Origin of the sequence: Xenorhabdus siamensis (assembly GCF_037996745.1) — a bacterium.
GTDB lineage: Bacteria > Pseudomonadota > Gammaproteobacteria > Enterobacterales > Enterobacteriaceae > Xenorhabdus > Xenorhabdus indica.
Genome location: NZ_JBBMXE010000009.1, coordinates 244,442 through 266,423, shown reverse-complemented (window position 1 = coordinate 266,423; position 21,982 = coordinate 244,442). Strand labels below are relative to the sequence as shown.

Genomic DNA, 21,982 nt, shown 5'->3' with positions numbered 1-21,982 from the left:
CAGATAGCAGTAAACAAAACTGCAACTTAAAATCTAAAAGGTATATTACCGGGCTTACATCCAAAAGCCTCATTATAGTAGTACGCAATAACTTGATAAGACAGGTTATAAATCAGTATTCGATAGGGGTAAAAATATGTCAGTGAAATTGAAATCCATTGCTGTAATCGGGACATTATTGGGAACACTCGCACTTGCAGGTTGCGGTCAAGAACAGAGAGACCCAAACCACATTAAAGTGGGGGTCATTGCAGGGCCTGAATTACAAGTTGCTGAAGTTGCAAAACAAGTAGCGAAAGAGAAATATGGCCTTGATGTTGAACTGACAACATTCAATGACTATGTTCTGCCGAATGAATCACTGAGCAAGGGAGACATTGACGTCAATGTTTTCCAGCACAAGCCTTACTTAGACCAGCAAACAAAAGAGCGTAACTATAAACTGGCCATTGTTGGTAATTCTTTTATCTATCCAATGGCAGCTTACTCTAAAAAGATCAAATCACTGGATGAACTACAGAATGGTTCTCAGATTGCTATACCAAACGATCCAACCAACCAGGGGCGTGCTCTGCTGTTATTACAAAAACAAGGTCTAATCAAATTGAAAGATGGTGTCGGCCTGCTGCCAACTGTTCTGAATATTACCAGTAATCCTAAGCAGTTGGATATTGTTCAACTGGAAGCACCACAATTACCACGTTCACTGGATGACCAGAAGATAGCTTTGGCGCTTATCAATAATACCTACGCAGGACAAATTGGTTTAACACCAGAGCAAGATGGGATCTTTGTTGAAGATAAAAATTCACCTTACGTAAATATCATCGTCAGTCGTGAAGATAATAAAGATGCTGAAAATGTTCAAAAATTTGTGAAAGCTTATCAATCACCTGAAGTCGATCAGGAAGCTCAAAAAGTTTTCAAAGGTGGCGCAATAAAAGGTTGGTAACCTTTCATATTTAAGCAATCAAGATTAAAATTCTGGGGCGGATATTTTTATCCGCCCATTTTTATTGGAGAAAGGAGAGCTTTTTATCATCGTTTCACCAATATTCAATCATCCCACATACTGATTCAATCAGAATAAGGATTCATCTCAATGCGTATGTTACCTGTCTGTTTCTTGGTGCTTTTTATGGTTGGGTGTACTTCCCTGCCAACTCAGTTTGATAAAACTGATAAGCCAGATTCAGAGACGGAAAACTATTCAATCAGAAAAAACCAGAGTGCAACTTATGTTCGGTTATATACAAAACCAGACGAACTATTAGGCTCGCCATTTAAAGATCTCGGTATCGTTGCGGGGGAATCCTGCCGAAATACACTACAAGATCCTCCAGCAAGTATTGCTGTTGCACGACAGAAGATGCTGGCAAAAGCCTCTAGCCTGAATGCCAATGCCGTTCTACTGCATCAATGTGCAATCCTGTCTGATCAGGGGTGCTATCAAATTGCTATCTGTGAAGGCTCAGCGCTGAAAACCACTAATTAGACATTATCACGTTATTTATTAATAAAAGTATCCGGTACTGAAAAGGCTTATGGCAGATTTTCATTTTACTCAAATAGGAACGATTCACTCTCCTTACAAAGAGAAGTTTGCCATTCCCCGTCAGCCGGGTTTGGTAGAAGATGGCACAGGTCAACTCGAATTGCTCGCTCCTTATAATCAGGCAGATGCTGTGCGTGGTTTGGAACAATTCAGCCATCTCTGGATTGTTTTCATTTTTCACCAAACGATGAACGGCGGCTGGAACCCGTTGGTTCGTCCTCCCCGCTTAGGTGGCAATGCTAAAATGGGCGTATTTGCTACCCGCTCAACCTTCCGCCCCAATCCGATCGGTATGTCTTTAGTTGAGTTGAAAAGCATTGATTGTCAAAACAATCGTGTACTGCTGCAACTGGGTAGCCTGGATTTAGTGGATGGAACTCCCGTGCTCGATATCAAACCCTATCTACCTTTTGCTGAATCACGCCCTGATGCCAAAGCAGGATTTGCTCAGGATGTACCAGATGCAGATATGGATGTTTGTTTTTCGCCAACCGCAGAACATCAACTTTTATGTCACCAGGCAAGTTATCCTCATTTACGACGTTTTATCAGCCAAGTTTTGGCTCAAGACCCGCGTCCTGCCTACCGTAAGAAAGAGCAGGAAAAGCGAGTATATGCAGCTCATATACTGGATTTCAACGTGCGCTGCTGGTTAACGACACCATAACGGAAGTGGTTTCTATCGAACCGCGCTAAAACTCCTTTTGACATCGCAAACTCACTGGTAGACTAGCGGCTTACTTTATTTTCTGGGCTGGGTGGTCCTATCTTATTTCGCCATCCAGAAGCAACTTGCTATCCAATGGAAACTTACTATGCGTACTAGCCAATATCTGCTCTCTACTTTAAAAGAGACGCCTGCTGATGCAGAAGTAGTCAGTCATAAGCTGATGCTTCGTGCCGGAATGATCCGTAAACTCGCTTCTGGTCTTTACAACTGGATGCCGACCGGTGTCCGCGTGTTGAGAAAAGTTGAAAACATTGTTCGTGAAGAGATGAATAATGCTGGAGCAGTTGAAGTTTCCATGCCGGTAGTTCAGCCAGCAGATTTGTGGCAGGAAAGTGGCCGTTGGGTACAATATGGCCCGGAATTACTACGCTTGGAAGATCGCGGCGCCCGTCCTTTTGTTCTGGGACCAACCCATGAAGAAGTCATTACTGATCTAATCCGGAACGAAGTAACTTCCTATAAGCAACTTCCATTAAATCTGTTCCAGATCCAGACCAAATTCCGTGATGAAGTTCGTCCGCGCTTTGGCGTAATGCGTTCACGGGAATTCATCATGAAAGATGCTTACTCTTTCCACACCAACCAAGAGTCTCTGCAAGAAACTTATGACAAAATGTATGATGCCTACAGCAAGATCTTTACCCGCATCGGGCTGGATTTCCGCGCAGTTCAGGCAGACACGGGTTCTATCGGTGGTAATGCTTCCCATGAGTTTCAGGTTTTAGCAGCCAGTGGTGAAGACGATATCGTTTTCTCTACAGAATCTAACTATGCAGCGAATATCGAACTGGCTGAAGCGGTCATGCCATCTCAGGAACGTTCAGCGCCAACAGAAGATATGCGTCTGGTGGATACACCAAATGCAAAAACCATTGCCGAGTTAGTAGAACAATTCAATCTGCCGATTGAGAAGACGGTCAAAACACTACTCGTCCATGCCACAGAAGAAAGTGGACGCAAACTGGTGGCATTACTGGTTCGTGGTGATCATGAATTAAATGAGATCAAGGCAGGAAAACTGCCATTGGTGGCCAGCCCACTCGTGTTCGCTACCGAGGAAGAAATTCGTGCTATCGTCAACGCTGGCCCTGGCTCTTTAGGCCCGGTGAATCTGCCTATCCCTGTTATCATTGACCGCAGTGTATCCGTTATGAGCGACTTCGGTGCAGGTGCCAACATTGATGATAAACACTATTTTGGCATTAACTGGGAGCGTGACCTGCCTCTGCCAGAAATCGCAGATATTCGTAACGTGGTTGACGGTGATACCAGCCCCGATGGTCAAGGGACATTACAAATCAAACGTGGTATTGAAGTTGGTCATATCTTCCAACTCGGCACAAAATACTCGGATGCCCTGAAAGCAACCGTACAGAACGAAGATGGTCATAACCAAGTTGTTACAATGGGATGTTACGGTATTGGTGTGACCCGTATTGTCGCGGCTGCCATTGAGCAGAATCACGATGATCGCGGTATTATTTGGCCAGATGCAATTGCACCATTCCAGGTAGCAATTTTGCCAATGAACATGCACAAATCCTATCGTGTCAAAGAAGTTGCCGAAAAACTGTATGCTGACTTACGTGCCAGCGGTATTGATGTGATTTTCGATGACCGTAAAGAGCGGCCAGGCGTGATGTTTGCAGATATGGAACTGATTGGTGTGCCACATACTCTGGTTATCGGTGATCGCAATCTCGATAATGACGAAATCGAATATAAATACCGCCGCAATGGTGACAAACAGATGCTGAAACTGGAAAACGTGGTTGAATACCTGAAAAGTAACATTAAACCATCTTAATTCTGATTAAGCATCCAGCCTGCCTTCAGGCAGAATCAGTAACAAAAAACCTGCGTACTCAATGCGCAGGTTTTTTATATGTGACAGAAGAGATCACTTCTTACTTTTTAGTCTGGCAAGAAGAGGATTTATCAAAACGGATTTTACCTGTCTGAATTAATGCATTATCAAATAATCCATCTTCCATTGAAGGACGAAGCGTATAATATCCTTCCACTTCCACATAAACAGGCTTTTCACCTTCCACGCCCGTTGCGCTGTAACCTCGTTCCAGTTCGATATTTTCCGATGCATCATAAAACTTTCCGCTGTGGCATTCGATAAAAGTAGCACTGTCAGCAAAATAGCGATATTCACCTGCCAGTTTCTTCGGAGTCACCTTTGCCAGCTTATAATTTAATTCTGACTGGATCGGTTCGCCTTTGATATCCAGCATAACCAGATCCTCTCCTGTCATCTGGTAATAGGCTTTTTCACCCTCATCACTGGTTAAATTTATCTTTTTACCATTGACGACCCAATGCCCTGTTTCAAAAAAGGGTTTTTCTTGTCCTGATCCCAAATAAGTTTGTCCCAGAATATATGTGCCGTCATTTGAAAGCTGTAAGGTAGTCTCAATACCGGCACAATCGGCGCAAGGTATCACACCGTTAAACACTTTCTCATTGATTCGAAACTGATTCTGAGGTGTCGAATCATTCTGATGAGTAGGATTATTCTGACACCCAATCACTGTAAGCACTCCTGACGCTACAAGAGCAAGTAATATATTTTTATTCATCACCATTCCCATTCAATAAACCTAGCAGATATACCATCTTTATAACATCAGTCTGGTATAAGATATGAAGTTTTCTTAATCAGGTTGACATTACTTTACCGTATCTCAAAATTCACAGTGAAAAGCCAAGTAATAATGGCGTAATTTTGTTGCGTAATGGTAGAGTAAGGATTTAACCTACTGACTTTTTCAATGTAACTCAACAGACTTATCCAGTAATCAAGGAAAAGTTACTATGCTATAGTCGAAGGTAGCATTTTTGCATTTGAGTTTAGTCAATCACGGGCGGCACGATAACCGCCACTAACATAGTGGTGAGCAAATATGTCTATAGATACTGAATATCAACCAATTAACTGTGATGATTACGATAGCCTTGAGCTAGCTTGCCAAAACCAGCTTCACTTACACATCCAGCTACGGGATGGTGAAATATTTGAGGGAAAAGCTAATAAATTGATTTTGAGAAAAAAAGTCGAATATATTCTCGTAGAATCAAATGAAGAAACCCGTGAATTAAGATTAGATCACATTATCAGTTTCAGTAATCCAAAAATTGGAACAATTGTTATTGAACATTCTTCATTATAAGTAGCGCGTAGAACACGTTTACTACACAACAAAGGCTGACTACATAACAAAAAGTCCTCGCACTAAGTGAGGACTTTTATCGTTGAAAAAGTAAATTCCCTTATGTAAATCAAACATAAAAAATTTCTCTTGCCATTTTTCATGGTATTCGCAAGCTCCAACATAACCTAATTATAAAACGAATCATTCAATAGTATCCCAGGAACCTTTTCCTTTTCATAATCACTGGAATAACATAACCCCCAATATTTCCCCCACCCAAGCGTGCCTAACGCATCTCCCTTTCCGTTAAATATCCGATCAGTGCTATTTAAATGGACAGTAATGTATGTTTTAAGTATAAGGCTAGAAATACTAAAAGTTGCTTATAAAGATTATTTGATTCAATCAGAACAAACGCGTGACATATTTCATCAATCTTATTTTGTTCCAACTTATCTTTTATTGCTGTAGAAAACACCTGTAAAATTTACAACTTAATTTCATTCTCATTAATTTCAACACTCATAACAACAACCTTAATAAAAATAAAAAGCCAAATAAATCATATAATTATTTTCATGGCAGAGTTATATATAAAATATTTCTCCCAAAAAATTGGGACATCATCTTATTACCCGATATTCTTTATTATTCACTCATCTGAGAGTAAATTGGGTTAAATTTGTAGTAAGATTTATTTTTATAATAAATAACTCCACAAGATCAAAATTATTTGAATTTATAATTGACCATATCTCTTAAAAATTATCCTATACTTTAAAATTTAGTACACACTCGTATAATTTCAACAAGAGATTACATTATTCCTAATGTAATCTCCTAAAACCGCAATTCAGACTTCTACCGATGAGTAACTAAGTACGAGGTAAGTTAGTACGAGGTAAAATTTTCTGCCACTGAACTGAAAAACCCATATCTTCAGCCAAAGGTTGCCCCTCTTTCGTCACAAAAACCCCCAATGCTGCAATGAGCTTATCATCGTAGTAGAGCAATGGCGTTCTTTCCCTGAGCCAAGGTGCCACACCGAGCTCCTGCCATAACTTTTTACTATGGCGGGAATGCTGCCGCCCCACGATACTGATATTTCCCTGAACCCCAAAGCGGATTGTAACCCGCTCGTTATTCTTAGGTGCTCTGATGTTAACCGTATCTCCTTTACTCTTCCCATTTTCGGAAAGGAAAAGTGTTCCCAGACCATCTGGTAATGGCAATTCCTGTTCTGTATTCCATTCGATAACCATACCAGCAAGTGATTGATATTGAGAAACTAGCCATAACTGTTGTCGATAACGACGGATATCAAACTGCCCTAACCTGAAACAAGGTTCTGCATCCTGTCGGGAAAGTGCGACTTCTGACCAGATCCGTTGAAGCTGTTCACGAGCAGGCATTTTCACTCCATGCCGATTGAGCCACCGACGTAGTAATGCGTTACGTTTAGCCACAGAATATGTTTCCAAAGGGGGAATGGCTATCGCTCCCTCTGGAGTTATCAGCGAATTTAATAAATCATCAAGCAATTCATCCAGCAATTGTTCTTGCCCGCCACACAAACTTGCACTACGGGAAACCGCTTGTGAAAAGTGTGGCCAACGCTGGTTGAGCAATGGCATGATATTCAAACGCAAGAAATTGCGATCATACCGATCATCCTGATTACTATCATCTTCAACCCATTTCAGCCCTTGTTCTTGCGCATAGTTCTCTAAGTCTGCACGGCTGACATTCAGTAATGGGCGCATGAGCGTTGTCCCAGCAAATGACATAGAGGATGGCATGGAAGATAAGCCAGCCGGTCCACTTCCCCGTTTTAACGCCAACAAAAATGTTTCAGCCTGATCATCAAGGTGTTGTGCCGTTACCAGAATCTCACCCTGTTGCAATTTATGCCGAAAAACCTGATAGCGGGCATCACGAGCCGCAGCTTCCACGCCTTTTTTTCGGCTATCCAGGCTCACTCTTTCGGCATGGAAATCAACCTGCCAGTCAGCACATATCTGGCGACAATGAGCAACCCACCCATCCGCTTTTTCGTTTAAGCCATGATGGATGTGGATCGCCCTTAATGTGATAGGATTCTCTTTATCACAGCCCGCTTGTGAAGATTGCTGGCGCAGACGAACCAGCAAATGCAGCAACACGGTAGAATCCAGTCCACCACTAAACCCAACCAAAATTTTTTTATGTGTCCCTATCTGATCCGTCAATGCAATCATCAGAGGCTCATGTGTACTATTCATTGTGGATAAAACTCTTTTTTTAATTCGGAATATCAATCCTTAATCAAATCATCCGACAATTTATTTTTCGTCGAAGTTTCATTCTTTGCACTGATACAAAGTACCCCGGATAGAATAACAAGCCCTAATCCAACCACATAGGCTGGAACGAATTCATCACCAAAAAATGAAATCAACCACATCATCGACAATATTGGTGATAAAAATAGGATCGAGGCAATTTTCGGTGAGTCAGGGCTGCTCATGGCCTTGAACCAGATAATATAGGAGATCCCATTCAATAAGATGCCATTTAGCAGTGTTGGCATCAGTGAATCTCCCACAGGCCATTGGAATCTGCTAAATGCGAATAAAAATACGAGAGATACTATAGTTGAGTTAGCGAAAACCCAAAACGTACTAATATAAGGATCAATAGCAAAGTATTTTGATAAAACAGACAGTAACGCAAAACAGAACGCTCCGCTAAATACCAGTAATAGGGCCTGTGGGTGTTGAACAGAAATTTGAGTGATATTACCTTGAGTAAAGGTGATGATAACTGCGATGAAACCCATTGTCATACCTATCATCTGCTTAATAGATAATTTCTCTTTGAACAGAAGAAATGACAGTCCAATTATCATCAACGGCCAGCTATATTGAATGACCAAAACAGCAACACCATTTTCGATGGAATAACCATAGTAAAGCAGTAAATAAAAGAAACAGTCCAAAGCCCCTAATATGAGGACCTTAATCATTACAGGAAAAGGAATAAATAAAAGTTGCTTCCAGTTTCTCCCCATCATAACCGCAACCAGAAAGACAGCCAAAACAGACAATACATTTGACCAGAATAAAAATTGGAAATGATCCATCTCTTTCTGACCAAAACGCGATATAGATGGAATAAAACTCCAGATGAATACACAGGAAAACGCATAAATAATATATTTATATTTGGCCATCGAAAATCCAACTTATTATTTTTAATTACCCTGTAAATGAGATAATTTATCTCAACATGTGATAAGAATGATAATATCATTCAATATAGTTTCTGCTGTTTTTTTTACCATACTCAATAAAACAGGTGGAAATAATGAAGAATAATCACCCTCCAATACTTCCACCTGTAGAAGACACCTATAAAAGAATTACCTGCAAAAAGGTATATAAAATTATACTCAATCAGGTTATCAGCAATAGCCGTATTGCATTAAACGTTCATAACGACGGTTCACTAATTCTTCACTGCTGAGCTCACTCAATTCAGTAAGATCAGCCAGTAATTGTACTTTCAGCGTATCTGCTATTACTTCGTAGTTACGATGTGCACCACCTAATGGCTCCGGGATCACTGAATCAATCAGTTTCAGCTCTTTCAGGCGAGGAGCTGTATTTCCCATCGCTTCCGCTGCCAAAGGGGCTTTATCAGCACTTTTCCATAAAATGGAAGCACAACCTTCCGGCGAGATGGTGGAAAACGTACTGTATTGCAACATGTTCACTTTATCACCAACACTCAGTGCCAATGCACCACCGGAGCCACCTTCACCGATAATCGTACAGATAACAGGCACAGACAAACGGGACATTTCACGCAGGTTACGAGCGATAGCTTCTGACTGCCCACGCTCTTCTGCTCCCACCCCCGGATACGCGCCCGGAGTATCAATAAACGTGATGATTGGCAATTTGAAACGCTCTGCCATTTCCATCAATCGCAGAGCCTTGCGATACCCTTCTGGCGATGGCATACCAAAGTTACGACGGATCTTTTCTTTTGTCTCACGGCCCTTTTGATGCCCAATCACCATCACCGGACGACCGTTAATACGCGCTAATCCACCGACTATCGCTTTGTCATCTGCATAAGCACGATCACCCGCCAATTCTTCAAAATCAGTAAAAATGCGCTGAATATAATCCAGTGTATAGGGACGAAGAGGATGACGTGAAAGTTGGGAAATCTGCCATGCTCCCAGATCAGAGAAAATTTTGCGGGTCAGCTCTACGCTTTTTTCCCGCAGACGCTGGACTTCTTCATCCAGATTGATATCTAGCTTTTCGTCTTGACGGCTAACTGCGGTGAGCGAATCGATTTTCGCTTCCAGCTCGGCAATCGGCTGTTCAAAATCCAGAAAATTCAGAATCATAACGTTCCTATTTTAGTCAAATTCTAATTCTACCTGCTCGCTACCCAGCAGAGTTCGTAAATCTGTCAAAAGGGTATCCGTTGGAGTTACCCGCCATGTTGCCCCAAATCGTAAACGGGCACGGGCATCCACCCGCTGGTAATAAAGATGAACCGGTATCGTACCTGAACGGTGTGGCTCCAATGTTCCACGGAGGCGGTTCAATAATTGTTCATCAATTTGCCTGTCTGACAACGAGATAGCAAGCCCACGTGCAAATTTTTCACGGGCCTCACTGATATCCATTAATTCCCGGGCTGTCATTTTAAGCCCACCACTGAAGTCATCAAAGCTGACTTGTCCGGTTGTGATTAAAATTTTGTCCTTCTCCAGCAAGTGCTGATATCTTTCCAAGGCATCAGAAAACAACATGACTTCCAGCCGCCCTGAGCGATCATCCAATGTGCAGATACCGATACGATTACCCCGTTTGGTCGTTACAATTTTGGATGCCAGCACCAAACCTACCACCGTTGTAACTTGCCCACGAGGTGTTGGATTCACATCTTTTAGACGTAATCCATTTGTATATCGTTCAATTTCTTTTAAATAACCGGTGATCGGATGACCGGTCAAATATAGCCCCAGAGTCTCCCGTTCACCATCCAACACCACTTGATCCGGCCATTTTGGCGTACTGGCATATGAACTCTCAACCTGTTCAGGTTCTTCTGCCAGCACGCCAAACATATCCGTTTGCCCAATGGCTTCGGCCTTGGCATGTTGATCCGCTGCTTTCAGAGCATCTTCCAATGAGGACATTAAGGCTGCACGGTGTGGCCCTAGCCTATCGAATGCCCCTGACATAATCAGTTTTTCCATCACCCGGCGGTTCAGTTTTTTGATATCAACACGGGCACACAGTTCAAACAGTTCTTTAAAATGTCCACCTTTCTGACGAGATTCAATAATGGCTTCAATCGGTCCTTCACCAACACCTTTGATCGCGCCAATGCCATAAACAATTTCGCCTTCATCATTGACGTGAAAATGGTATAAGCCGCTGTTAATATCAGGAGGCAGAACTTTCAGACCCATACGCCAGCATTCATCCACCAAGCCAACGACTTTCTCTGTATTATCCATATCAGCTGTCATTACAGCAGCCATAAATTCTGCCGGATAATGGGCTTTTAACCATAATGTCTGATAAGAAACCAACGCATAGGCAGCAGAGTGAGATTTGTTGAAGCCATAACCTGCAAATTTCTCCACTAAGTCGAAGATTCTCATTGCAAGTTCGCCATTTATCCCCTGTTTTACCGCGCCATCTTCAAAGACTGAGCGCTGTTTAGCCATTTCCTCCGGTTTTTTCTTACCCATCGCACGGCGTAGCATATCTGCCCCACCGAGGGTATAACCTGCCAATACCTGAGCAATCTGCATCACCTGTTCCTGATACAAGATGATGCCATAGGTTGGCTCCAATACAGGCTTTAAGGACTCATGTTGCCATTCAACATCTGGATAAGAAATTTCTTCCCGCCCATGTTTACGGTCAATAAAGTTATCCACCATGCCTGATTGCAGTGGCCCTGGACGGAACAGTGCTACCAGAGCGATCATGTCTTCAAAACAGTCTGGGCGCAGACGCTTGATCAAATCTTTCATGCCACGGGATTCAAGCTGGAACACAGCCGTTGTTTCAGAACGTTGCAGCATGTCAAAACTTTTCTGGTCATCCAGTGGAATTGCGGCAATATCAATTGGTTCCAGATTTTTCTTGGCGCGACGTGCATTTACCATCTCAAGTGCCCAGTTGATGATGGTTAATGTTCTCAGTCCGAGGAAGTCAAACTTCACCAATCCGGCATATTCCACGTCATTTTTATCAAACTGGGTAACCGGGTTCTGACCCTCTGGATCGCAGTAAATAGGAGCAAAATCAGTGATTTTAGTCGGCGCAATAACTACCCCGCCCGCATGTTTACCTGCGTTACGAGTGACCCCTTCCAATTTACGCGCCATGTCAATCAGCGCTTTGACTTCTTCATCCGCTTCGTAAATTTCAGGTAACTGAGGCTCTGCTACAAATGCCTTTTCCAGCGTCATTCCCGGATCAGGAGGAACCAGCTTTGATATGCGATCAACAAAGCCATAGGGATGCCCAAGTACTCGTCCAACATCACGAATTACCGCTTTTGCCGCCATCGTACCAAAAGTGATGATCTGTGACACTGCATCCCGCCCGTACATATCAGCAACGTGTTCAATAACCTGATCGCGTTTTTCCATGCAGAAATCGACGTCAAAGTCAGGCATGGAAATACGCTCTGGGTTAAGGAAACGTTCGAACAGTAAGTCAAATTCAAGCGGATCGAGATCAGTAATTTTCAAGGCATAAGCGACAAGAGAACCCGCACCAGAACCACGCCCCGGCCCTACTGGTACACCGTTATCTTTCGACCACTGGATAAATTCCATCACGATCAGGAAATAGCCCGGAAAGCCCATCTGGTTGATCACTTTCAACTCAATATCCAGACGCTCATCATATTCTGGGCGCTTTTCTGCCCTGATTACCGGATCAGGATAAAGGAATGCTAAACGCTGCTCTAAACCCTGTTTTGATTTTTCAATCAGATAGTCTTCCGTGCTCATTCCCCCTGTCGGGAACTTTGGCAAGAAATATTCACCAAGACGGATCGTAACATTACAGCGTTTCGCAATTTCTACGCTATTTACTAATGCTTCAGGGATGTCAGAAAAAAGCTCACACATCTCCTGCTCACTACGCAGATATTGCTGGGGACTGTAATTTTTCGGACGCTTGGGATCAGAGAGCGTATAGCCGTCATGAATGGCAACTCGAATTTCATGAGCATCAAAATCTTCACTTTCCAGAAAACAGACATCATTAGTTGCTACAATCGGCAGATTTTTTTCTGCTGCTAATTCAACAGCAGCATGAAGATAAGTCTCTTCATCCTGACGTCCAGTGCGGATGAGTTCCAGATAGTAGCAATCTGGAAAGTGTTCCTGATAAAAATCAAGGCATTGCTCAACTAATACATGGTTGCCACGCAGCAAAAACTTGCCGACATCGCCCATACGTCCGCCAGACAACAATATTAGTCCCGCTTTATGTTTTACCAGCCACTCTTGTTTGATGGTTGGGCCAATTGCGCCATAACCTTTCTGATAGGCTTTGGAAATCAGTAAGGTCAGATTCTGATAACCTTCATTATTACGGGCCAAAATGGTCAGATGGGCATATTCATCGCCCAATTGATCACTTTCCATGTAGAAATCAGCCCCAATAATGGGTTTAATACCTGCACTATGAGCACTGCCATAGAATTTCACCAGGCCACACAGATTAGTAAAATCCGTGATTGCAAGTGCAGGCATACCAAGTTCAGCCACTTTTTTTACCAGTGGTCCTGTTTTGGCTAAGCCATCAATCATTGAATAATCGCTGTGAACACGTAAGTGCACAAAACGTGGTTCTGTCATAGTCTGCCCAGATACTTATTCCAGATTTTATCCAAGAGCCAGCGCACGTTTGACTGGCGCAAAACTTCTACGATGGTGTTCGGTCGCCCCCAACAGAGACAGTTTTTCCAAATGCAGAGCGGTAGGATAACCTTTGTGTTTCGCAAAACCGTACTCAGGGAACTGTTTATCCAGTTCGGTCATTTCCCTATCTCGTGTTACTTTTGCCAAAATAGAAGCGGCACTGATTTCCGCTACCAGACTATCCCCTTTGACTACCGACTGTGCTGACATCGACAATGCAGGGCAACGATTTCCATCAATCAAAACATAATCAGGCTGAATAGCCAGACCTGCAACAGCCCGCTGCATAGCAAGCATTGTGGCATGAAGGATATTGAGCTGGTCAATTTCTTCTGGCTCAGCGCGTCCAAGGCTCCAACATAACGCTTTTTCTTTGATTTCCAGATAAAGCGCTTCACGACGTTTTTCTGTCAGTTTTTTTGAATCCATCAAGCCTGCTATGGGGTTAGCAGGATCAAGAATAACTGCCGCAGTAACCACTGCACCTACCAGCGGGCCACGCCCAACTTCATCAACACCGGCAATCAAATTCGCCTGAGGATAAACAAAATTCATTATCTTCTCGCTAACTCCAGTACCGCCTGTGCCGCCTGCTCATCAGCATCACAACGAATACTTTCATGCAAATGCAGGAAGGTCTGCTTCAACGCTTCCACCTCAGCACCACCACGCAAGAGTGGCAGCAATGCCTCTGACAGCGCTTTGGGCTCGCATTCATCCTGTAGTAACTCTTTGACTAACTCTTCACCTGCCAACAAATTAGGCAGGGAAACATAGGGTGTTTTCACCAAGCGCTTTGCCAACCAGAATGTAAAAGGTTTCATTCTATAGCCCACTACCATTGGGCATTTAGCCAGCATACATTCCAGTGCTGCTGTACCGGATGCCAGTAAGGTCGCATCGCTGGCAATCATCGCTTCGCGGGCTTTACCATCTAATAAATGAATGGATAACTCCGGTGCAATTTCATCTTTTATACGCTGGAATTGCTCACGCCGTTTAGCATTTACCAATGGAACCAATACATGCAAATCAGGCAAATCCTTCCTTAGCAATTGTACAGTTCTGAGAAAATCAGCACTCAGCATTTCTACTTCGGCATGGCGGCTACCCGGCAAAAGCGCCAGGCAATGAGCATCTAACGGGATATCTAACGTTTCCCTGGCGGCAGTTTTATCGGTTTGCAGCGGCATTGCATCTGCCATTGTATGCCCAATAAACCGGCATGGAACATTAAATCGATCATAGAACGCTTTTTCAAACGGCAAAAATGCCAGTACCAGATCTGTCGCACGACCGATTTTGAACACCCGTTTCTGACGCCATGCCCATACCGATGGGCTGACGTAATGGATAGTTCTAATCCCTTGCTGTTTCAGCCAACCTTCCAAGGTGATATTGAAATCAGGAGCATCAATACCAATAAAGACATCTGGTTTCAACTCAGTAAAACGCGTCGTTAAATCTTTACGAATTTCCAACAAACGGGATAAACGCCCCAAAACCTCAACGATCCCCATGACCGCCAGTTCTTCCATCTCATACCAGACTTCACAACCTTCGGCTTGCATAAGAGGACCTGCGACCCCCACAAAACGGGCATCAGGGATTTTGGCTTTCAATGCACGGATCAGTCCCGCACCAAGGATATCACCGGATGTTTCTCCGGCGACTAAACCAATTATCAGTGGACGTTGATTATTGGCAGAAGAAAAGGTAGTCAAAGGAGTGTCCTTCATCTACTTAACGAATGATGCCACGGCTGGATTTTGCTGAACTCGCCAGAAAATCACTGAATACTTTCACATGTGGGTTGTTTGCAGCCTGGATTTCAATCTCTTTTCTGGCTTCTTCCAAGGTTTTTCCACTGCGATAAAGTTCCTTATACGCATTACGGATAGCATGCAGCGATTCTTTATCAAATCCACGACGTTTCAGACCTTCAATATTCAAACCGAAAGGCGTGGCATGATTACCCTGTGCAATAACATAAGGAGGCACGTCCTGAGCAACGCCAGAACAACCACCCACCATAACATGGGAACCAATCTGACAAAATTGATGAACTGCCGTCATTCCACCGATAATCACGTAATCACCAAGAATAACATGCCCCCCCAACGTACCGTTATTAGCGATGATACAACGATCACCGACAATACAGTCATGGGCAATATGGGCATTAATCATTAGCAAATTATCACTGCCAACTTTGGTTACACCGCCACCCTGGACAGTGCCACGGTGAATCGACACACTTTCACGGATACGGTTACGATCACCGATTTCAACACGAGTAGGTTCACCCTGATATTTGAGATCTTGGTTAACTTCACCAATTGAGGCAAATTGATAAATCTGGTTATCACGACCAATTTTAGTTATCCCGTTGATTACAACGTGGGATTTCAATTCAGTCCCTTCACCAATTTCTACCTGCGAACCGATATAACAAAATGGGCCAATGTGAACATTGGCACCAATAACAGCTCCCTTTTCAACAATAGAAGAGGGATGGATAGTAGCAGTCAAATCAATCATGCATTAAGCCTCACGGCGTCGGGCACACATCATTTCAGCTTCGCAAGCCACTTCTCCATCGACTTTTGCTACACCTCTGAAACGCGCAACACCACGGCGTTCTTTAATAAATTCTACTTCCAAAATCATCTGGTCACCCGGCAAAACGGGGCGTTTAAAACGCGCACCATCAATAGTTGCAAAGTAATACAATTCTCCCGGCTTCAGTGTACCAACACTTTTGAATGCCAGAATTCCAGTTGCCTGAGCCATTGCTTCAAGGATCAATACGCCAGGAAAAACCGGCTTACCTGGGAAATGCCCCTGAAAGAATGGCTCATTAAACGTTACATTTTTAACTGCTCGTAGAAACTTGCCTTCTTCAAAATCCAGGACACGGTCTACCAGCAAAAAAGGGTAGCGGTGAGGCAGTAAATCCAAAATTTCTTCAATTTGCAGAGTATGATTATCACTCATCTAAATACTCTTCCTGTCTGTATTCCAATCGTAGTATCAAAAAATGTGTTATTAAACAATATCGTCAAAACATACAGCATTAACGACACGGCCTGCGTCAACTCCCGGAGGAGTTATCAGACAGGCCGTAAAAATAAAAGTACAACCAAAACGTTTGTATGATTACTTGCTGTCACCTTCAAGCTGGCGTTCCACAGATTTAAGCCGCTTATTCATTTCGTTAATATTCATTACCAAAGCAGTAGCCTTACGCCAAACTTTATTCTGCTGTACTGGTATACCAGATGAATATACACCCGGCTCAGTAATAGGGCGTATCACCATGCTCATACCAGTCACAGTTACTTTATCACAGATTTCCATATGTCCGTTTATGACACTGGCTCCACCAATCATACAATAACGACCAATTTTCAGGCTCCCCGCCAGAATGACACCACCCGCTATTGCAGTGTTATCACCAATTGTGACGTTGTGAGCAATTTGGCATTGGTTGTCAATGATAACACCATTACCGATGACAGTGTTATCCAGAGCACCACGATCTATAGTAGTACAGGAACCTATTTCAACACGATCACCAATCATTACCGTGCCTAACTGAGGGATTTTAATCCAATTACCGCGATCATTGGCATAACCAAAACCATCAGAGCCTATAACAGCCCCTGACTGAATGAGGCATTGTTCACCGATTTCAACATTGTGGTACACAGAAACATTGGCCCAAAGGCGAGTTCCTGTACCAATACGCACATTTTTGCCAATAAAACAACCTGCACCAATGATAACGTTATCACCAAGCACAACACCTGATTCGATAACTGCATTTGCCCCAATTGCAACATTTCTGCCCAATGTTGCTTCTGGAGCAATCACTGCTGATGGATGGATATCCTGCGCAGGTCGTGGCGTTGTATCCATGATTTGCGCCATACGTGCATAGGCAAGATAAGGATTATCAACCACCAGCGCTGCAACCTTACAATGAGGTAAATCGGCTTCGCGCAGCACGACAGCAGCGGCCTGACACTCTGTAAGTTTCTCGGTGTAACGGCTATCCGATAAAAATGTAATTTGTTCGCTATTTGCTGAATACATAGGGGCAATACCAGTGATGACGATATTGCCATCACCATGCAATTGCGCATTCAACTGCTGAGCAAGGTCAGCCAATCGAATTGAAACCATTTATTTATTTAACCTGCTTCAATACTTCTGAGGTAATATCTTTGCCAGATGCAGCATATACTGCGGTATTTGCATCAAGAACAAGGTCATAACCTTCTTTACCTGCAACCACTTTGACTGCATCCTGAATTCGGCCCAAGAGCTTGTTACGTTCTTCCATTTGACGACGACGGTTATCATTTTCAAAAGCCTGTGCTTTTTGTGCAAATTCATTACGTTTAGTCAGCACTTCCTTTTCTAATTTTTCGCGCTCACTTGCCTTCATGGTTGAACCATCACGCTGCAATTTTTGGAGCTGAGACTGCAAGTCGGATTCCATGCGCTGTAAATCCGATGCACGGCCTTTAAACTCGTTTTCCAACTGTTTTGCAACAGCTTCATGAGCAGGCAGTTGTTGGAATATTTCACCAACATTCACGATAGCGATTTTTTCTGCCGCCTGAACACCAGCAGAAAAAGCTAATGCGATACCAAGGCTTGCTGCACACAGTACTTTCTTCACGATAAACTCCTTTGACTTACGCTATTGACATGTTGGGATATTTATAATCGCCTTATTTAATAATAAGGCGATTTTCCACTAAGAACGATTGATTTTTACCAGGTTCCACCAATATTAAACTGGAATTGCTCTGTTCTATCCCCTTTATAATCTTTGATTGGCTGAGCATAAGAGAACGTTAAAGGTCCCAATGGTGATAACCATTGCAACGCAATACCCGTAGAAACACGGACATTATTCGGCTTGCTATAATCAGGTAAACCAGCGTAAGCATTGCTCCAATTGGTATCCCATACTGTTCCTGCATCTACAAACAGAGACGTCCGCACAGAGTTAGAATATTTTGCATCCAGGAAAGGCGTTGGTGTAATCAGCTCAAAGCTGGCAACGGCTGTTGCATTACCACCTACTGCATCCTGAGACACTCCCCTGCTATCAACTTCAGGCAGACCATCTTTCCCTTTTTTGAGATAAACTGCTTTTGGACCAATATTATTGGGGCGGAAACCTCGAACACTGGTAGAACCACCCGCATAGAAGTTTTCATAGAATGGCATTTCCTTGCCACCGAAACCACCACCATAGCCCAGACGAGCACGTCCCATTATGACCCATGAATGATCATCATCAATAGGGTAATAACCCGTAGAGTTCAGAGTAACTTTATAGAATTGGTTATCTGAGCCAGGCACCGTGATTCTCGTATCTAGCCCTGCTTTAAGCCCAGAAGTCGGGAAGAAACCACGGTCAAGGCTATTGTAATTCCAGCCAACTGTTAGCATAAAGTCATTGGCATCAAACTTGACCTTATCCGTAAAACCCGGATCTTTGTTCATTTTCTTCATGTAACGCCACATAGCCAACTGAGGACGTATATTAGACAATGAGTTATGAACATAGCCTAATCTGAAGAATAACGAGTTATTTTCATTCAGCGGAATGCCAAAAGAACCATCTGTACCGTATGATTTGTTGGTATAGTTAGAAAGAGAGGCATCATCAGCACGAAAATCATTATAAAACAGCCGACCACCCAGACTCACACCGTTAACAGTGAAGTAAGGGTTCGTAAAGGACAAATCCGCAGACGTTGAGTAATCATTCTTGCTGGCATTGATACCTACGGCATTACCTGTTCCTAGCCAGTTATCCTGCTGAACACCGATCTGAAAACTCATACCACTTTCAGTACCGAAACCAATCCCAAAGTTCATGGAGCCTGTATTACGCTCTTTAACTTTATAAACCACATCAACCTGGTCGGGGCTGCCCGGTACACGTTCGGTTGCAACATCAACCGTTTCAAAATAGCCCAATCGATTGAGGCGTTCTTTTCCGTACTCAACCAGATCATTACCCAGCCATGCCCCTTCCATCTGACGCATTTCACGGCGTAATACTGAATCTTTACTGGTGTCATTACCAGTGAAACGTATATTACGGACGTAGAAACGGTTACCTGCATCTACGTTCACATGGAGTTTTACCGTTTTGTCTGCATCATTGATTTCAGGTTGTGTCATGACCCGAGGGTAGGCGTAACCATAGCGGCCAAGAAGATATTTGATCGCCATTTCCATATGGGTTACCCCGGTTCCATTATACAATGAACCAGGTTTAATATTAGTCAGTTTCGTTATTTCAGATTGGTATCCTGCCAAATTACCATTTACATCAACACCTGAGATTTTATATTGATCCCCTTCCGTGATGTTAATAGTGATATAAATCCCTTTTTTATCAGGTGTCAGATTGACTTGAGTCGAATCAATGTTGAAACGGGCATACCCCCTATCAAGATAGAAACTACGCAGTCTTTCAAGATCGCCTTCTAACTCTTGTTTTTGATATTTCTGATTAGCTGTAAGATTCCACCACGGAACATCGTCTCTGAGTTGGAAATTATCGAGCAATTCATTGGTAGCAAAGCTCTTATTGCCAACAATATTAATCTGCTGAATCTTGGCAGAAATACCTTCGGAAAAGACAAGTTTCAGATCGACACGATTACGGGGAAGGGGGGTGACAACGGCTTTTACTGTGGCATTGTATTTACCGACACTATAGTAGAAATCTTCCAGCCCCTTTTCGATATTTGACAGCATAGTGCGGTCAAGAGCTTCACCGACACGAACACGAGAGGCCTCAAGGTTTTTCTTGAGCATGTCATCTTTCACCGCCTTGTTACCGGAGAAAGTAATGCTGGCGATGGTTGGCCGTTCTTTTACCTGAACAACCAGTGAATTGCCATCACGCAAGACACGAACGTCTTCAAAATTTCCAGTCGCGAACAAGGCGTGGATCGCGCGACTGATATCTCCGTCGCTGACTGTATCACCTACGCGAACAGGCATATTCAATAATGCTGCACCAACGGTGACACGTTGAAGACCCTCAAAATGAATGTCCCGAACTATGAATCCGTCTGAACCGTATGCAGTGGCGCTGCCGAACAGCAGCGACGCTATGAGCAACTTTTTCATCGCCATCGTTGTTATGCGTTTTCCTAACTGGTCTCCCACCTTAAAAGCGGGAGAAATCATTGAAAAGTGCAAGCCCCATTAATAACACCAGCAATATAGCACCAATGCGATAACTGAAGTCTTGTACACGCTCGGAGACCGGCCCTCCCTTGATCTTCTCGATAGCAAGGAAAAGCAGGTGTCCACCATCTAGTACAGGTAATGGGAACAAGTTAATGATCCCAAGATTGACGCTGATTAGCGCCAAAAACATCAAATAATACACCAAGCCAGAATCAGCCGATACACCAGCTCCCTTGGCTATGGAAATAGGGCCGCTGAGATTATTGAGTTTTACATCTCCAACAATCAATTTGCCAATCATATTGACAGTCAGCTTCATCAATTGCCAGGTTTTATCCCCTGCCTCATAAAAAGCATAGAATGGCCCATATTGTTGAACTGTTCTGTACTCATCTGCCAGTGGGATGATTTTAAATTCGATACCAGCAAAACCTATTTCACGCCCATCGGAAAGCTTTTTAGCAGTTGGAGTCAGTGATAAAGTGATCATACTGCCAGCTCTCGCAACGTCTAATTTTAGAGAAATATTTGGATTCTTCCTGACATAAGATGCAAAACTGTGCCAAATATCTATATCCTGATCATTGACTTTAACGATCCTGTCCCCACTTTGTAAACCCGCTTTTTCGGCTGCCGAACCAGGATGGATTTTATCCACCTGTGAACTGGGATGTGGAATAACAGGCATAATTCCTAAAGATAGCAAGATATCCTGTTTGGATGGATCAAATGCCCAATGTCGTAAATCCAGTGTTTTTTGAATGGCATCAGAAGAGTCCATTGGTGCTACACTCACCTCAACGGAGGATTCACCAACTTGACTCACTAACGCCAGCCTTGCTGAGTTCCAATCAGGAGTTTCGATACCGTCAACAGCTTTTAGTTCCATTCCGGGCAAAATATTTGCCTGCGCCGCTATAGAATCGGGTTTGATATCCAAAACCACTGGGCGTACCGAAGGCACACCGATCACAAAAACCAACCAATAAGCGACAACAGCCAGAATAAAGTTTGCGATTGGGCCTGCGCTGACAACTGCCGCACGCTGACCGATGGTTTTGTTGTTGAATGCCATATGACGACGTTCAGGCGCAACAGTTTCAACCCTTTCATCAAGCATTTTGACGTATCCGCCCAAGGGAATAAGGGCAATAACGTATTCGGTTCCCTGTTTATCTGTACGACGCCAAAGTGCTTTACCAAACCCGATGGAAAAACGCTCAACGTAAATACCACATCGTCTGGCCACCCAAAAGTGACCAAACTCATGCACTGTGATAAGCACACCCAATGCAACAATAAATGCAGCCAGATTCCAGAGAATATCCATTAATGTACCT

17 protein-coding genes and 1 pseudogene are annotated in these 21,982 nt (G+C 43.3%); 5 read left to right on the top strand and 13 right to left on the bottom strand.

Going from position 1 to position 21,982, the window contains the following annotated elements; all coding sequences use genetic code 11:
- Positions 1-136 precede the first annotated feature (136 nt).
- The 4 genes and pseudogenes from AAC852_RS10320 (at position 137) to proS (ending at position 4,092) form a co-directional block, all read left to right on the top strand.
- Positions 137-952: a MetQ/NlpA family lipoprotein gene (locus tag AAC852_RS10320; RefSeq protein ID WP_340620954.1), complete on the top strand. Its 816-nt coding sequence runs from the start codon at positions 137-139 to the stop codon at positions 950-952.
- A gap of 150 nt (positions 953-1,102) precedes the next feature.
- Positions 1,103-1,495 (top strand): Rcs stress response system protein RcsF, encoded by a 393-nt coding sequence (gene rcsF, locus AAC852_RS10315; RefSeq protein WP_340620953.1) that lies wholly within the window; start codon positions 1,103-1,105, stop codon positions 1,493-1,495.
- Positions 1,496-1,544: 49 nt separating this feature from the next.
- Positions 1,545-2,251: pseudogene (gene tsaA, locus AAC852_RS10310) on the top strand (tRNA (N6-threonylcarbamoyladenosine(37)-N6)-methyltransferase TrmO).
- Positions 2,252-2,370: 119 nt separating this feature from the next.
- Entirely contained in the window at positions 2,371-4,092 is a 1,722-nt protein-coding gene (gene proS / locus AAC852_RS10305) for a proline--tRNA ligase (protein ID WP_340620952.1), read from the top strand.
- Positions 4,093-4,192: 100 nt separating this feature from the next.
- Here the strand turns inward: proS and nlpE are convergent, their stop codons facing one another.
- On the bottom strand, positions 4,193-4,873 hold the full coding sequence (nlpE, locus tag AAC852_RS10300; RefSeq protein WP_340620951.1) for an envelope stress response activation lipoprotein NlpE: 681 nt from the start codon (positions 4,871-4,873) through the stop codon (positions 4,193-4,195).
- A gap of 324 nt (positions 4,874-5,197) precedes the next feature.
- Here nlpE and rof point away from each other — a divergent pair, with 324 nt between their 5' ends.
- Positions 5,198-5,464, top strand: coding sequence for a Rho-binding antiterminator (gene rof / locus AAC852_RS10295; RefSeq protein WP_340620950.1), 267 nt, complete (start codon positions 5,198-5,200; stop codon positions 5,462-5,464).
- An 857-nt stretch (positions 5,465-6,321) separates the two neighbouring features.
- On the opposite strand, the gene tilS is transcribed toward rof, so the two are convergent.
- The 12 genes from tilS to rseP form a co-directional block, all read right to left on the bottom strand.
- Positions 6,322-7,707: a tRNA lysidine(34) synthetase TilS gene (gene tilS / locus AAC852_RS10290; protein ID WP_340620949.1), complete on the bottom strand. Its 1,386-nt coding sequence runs from the start codon at positions 7,705-7,707 to the stop codon at positions 6,322-6,324.
- A gap of 32 nt (positions 7,708-7,739) precedes the next feature.
- Complete coding sequence (locus AAC852_RS10285; protein ID WP_340620948.1) at positions 7,740-8,657, bottom strand: DMT family transporter; 918 nt, start codon at positions 8,655-8,657, stop codon at positions 7,740-7,742.
- Positions 8,658-8,888: 231 nt separating this feature from the next.
- Positions 8,889-9,848 carry an acetyl-CoA carboxylase carboxyl transferase subunit alpha gene (gene accA, locus AAC852_RS10280; protein ID WP_340620947.1) on the bottom strand — a complete coding sequence of 320 codons (960 nt, stop codon included), beginning with the start codon at positions 9,846-9,848 and terminating at the stop codon, positions 8,889-8,891.
- 12 nt (positions 9,849-9,860) lie between these two features.
- The gene (gene dnaE, locus AAC852_RS10275) at positions 9,861-13,343 is read right to left on the bottom strand and encodes a DNA polymerase III subunit alpha (RefSeq protein ID WP_340620946.1); all 3,483 of its coding nucleotides are present in this window, start codon (positions 13,341-13,343) and stop codon (positions 9,861-9,863) included.
- Positions 13,344-13,370: 27 nt separating this feature from the next.
- A complete protein-coding gene (gene rnhB / locus AAC852_RS10270) occupies positions 13,371-13,961 on the bottom strand; it encodes a ribonuclease HII (protein WP_340620945.1) in 591 nt (196 codons plus the stop codon).
- Entirely contained in the window at positions 13,961-15,145 is a 1,185-nt protein-coding gene (gene lpxB, locus AAC852_RS10265; protein WP_340620944.1) for a lipid-A-disaccharide synthase, read from the bottom strand. The genes rnhB and lpxB overlap by 1 nt, the downstream gene beginning before the upstream one ends.
- A 4-nt stretch (positions 15,146-15,149) precedes the next feature.
- Positions 15,150-15,947, bottom strand: a complete 798-nt coding sequence (gene lpxA / locus AAC852_RS10260; protein ID WP_340620943.1) for an acyl-ACP--UDP-N-acetylglucosamine O-acyltransferase — start codon at positions 15,945-15,947, stop codon at positions 15,150-15,152.
- 3 nt (positions 15,948-15,950) lie between these two features.
- The gene (fabZ, locus tag AAC852_RS10255) at positions 15,951-16,403 is read right to left on the bottom strand and encodes a 3-hydroxyacyl-ACP dehydratase FabZ (RefSeq protein ID WP_340620942.1); all 453 of its coding nucleotides are present in this window, start codon (positions 16,401-16,403) and stop codon (positions 15,951-15,953) included.
- A gap of 162 nt (positions 16,404-16,565) precedes the next feature.
- Complete coding sequence (gene lpxD / locus AAC852_RS10250; RefSeq protein WP_340620941.1) at positions 16,566-17,594, bottom strand: UDP-3-O-(3-hydroxymyristoyl)glucosamine N-acyltransferase; 1,029 nt, start codon at positions 17,592-17,594, stop codon at positions 16,566-16,568.
- 4 nt (positions 17,595-17,598) lie between these two features.
- The gene (gene skp / locus AAC852_RS10245) at positions 17,599-18,096 is read right to left on the bottom strand and encodes a molecular chaperone Skp (RefSeq protein ID WP_340620940.1); all 498 of its coding nucleotides are present in this window, start codon (positions 18,094-18,096) and stop codon (positions 17,599-17,601) included.
- 95 nt (positions 18,097-18,191) lie between these two features.
- The gene (bamA, locus tag AAC852_RS10240) at positions 18,192-20,585 is read right to left on the bottom strand and encodes an outer membrane protein assembly factor BamA (RefSeq protein ID WP_340620939.1); all 2,394 of its coding nucleotides are present in this window, start codon (positions 20,583-20,585) and stop codon (positions 18,192-18,194) included.
- A 34-nt stretch (positions 20,586-20,619) separates the two neighbouring features.
- On the bottom strand, positions 20,620-21,972 hold the full coding sequence (rseP, locus tag AAC852_RS10235; protein ID WP_340620938.1) for a sigma E protease regulator RseP: 1,353 nt from the start codon (positions 21,970-21,972) through the stop codon (positions 20,620-20,622).
- Positions 21,973-21,982: the final 10 nt, after the last annotated feature.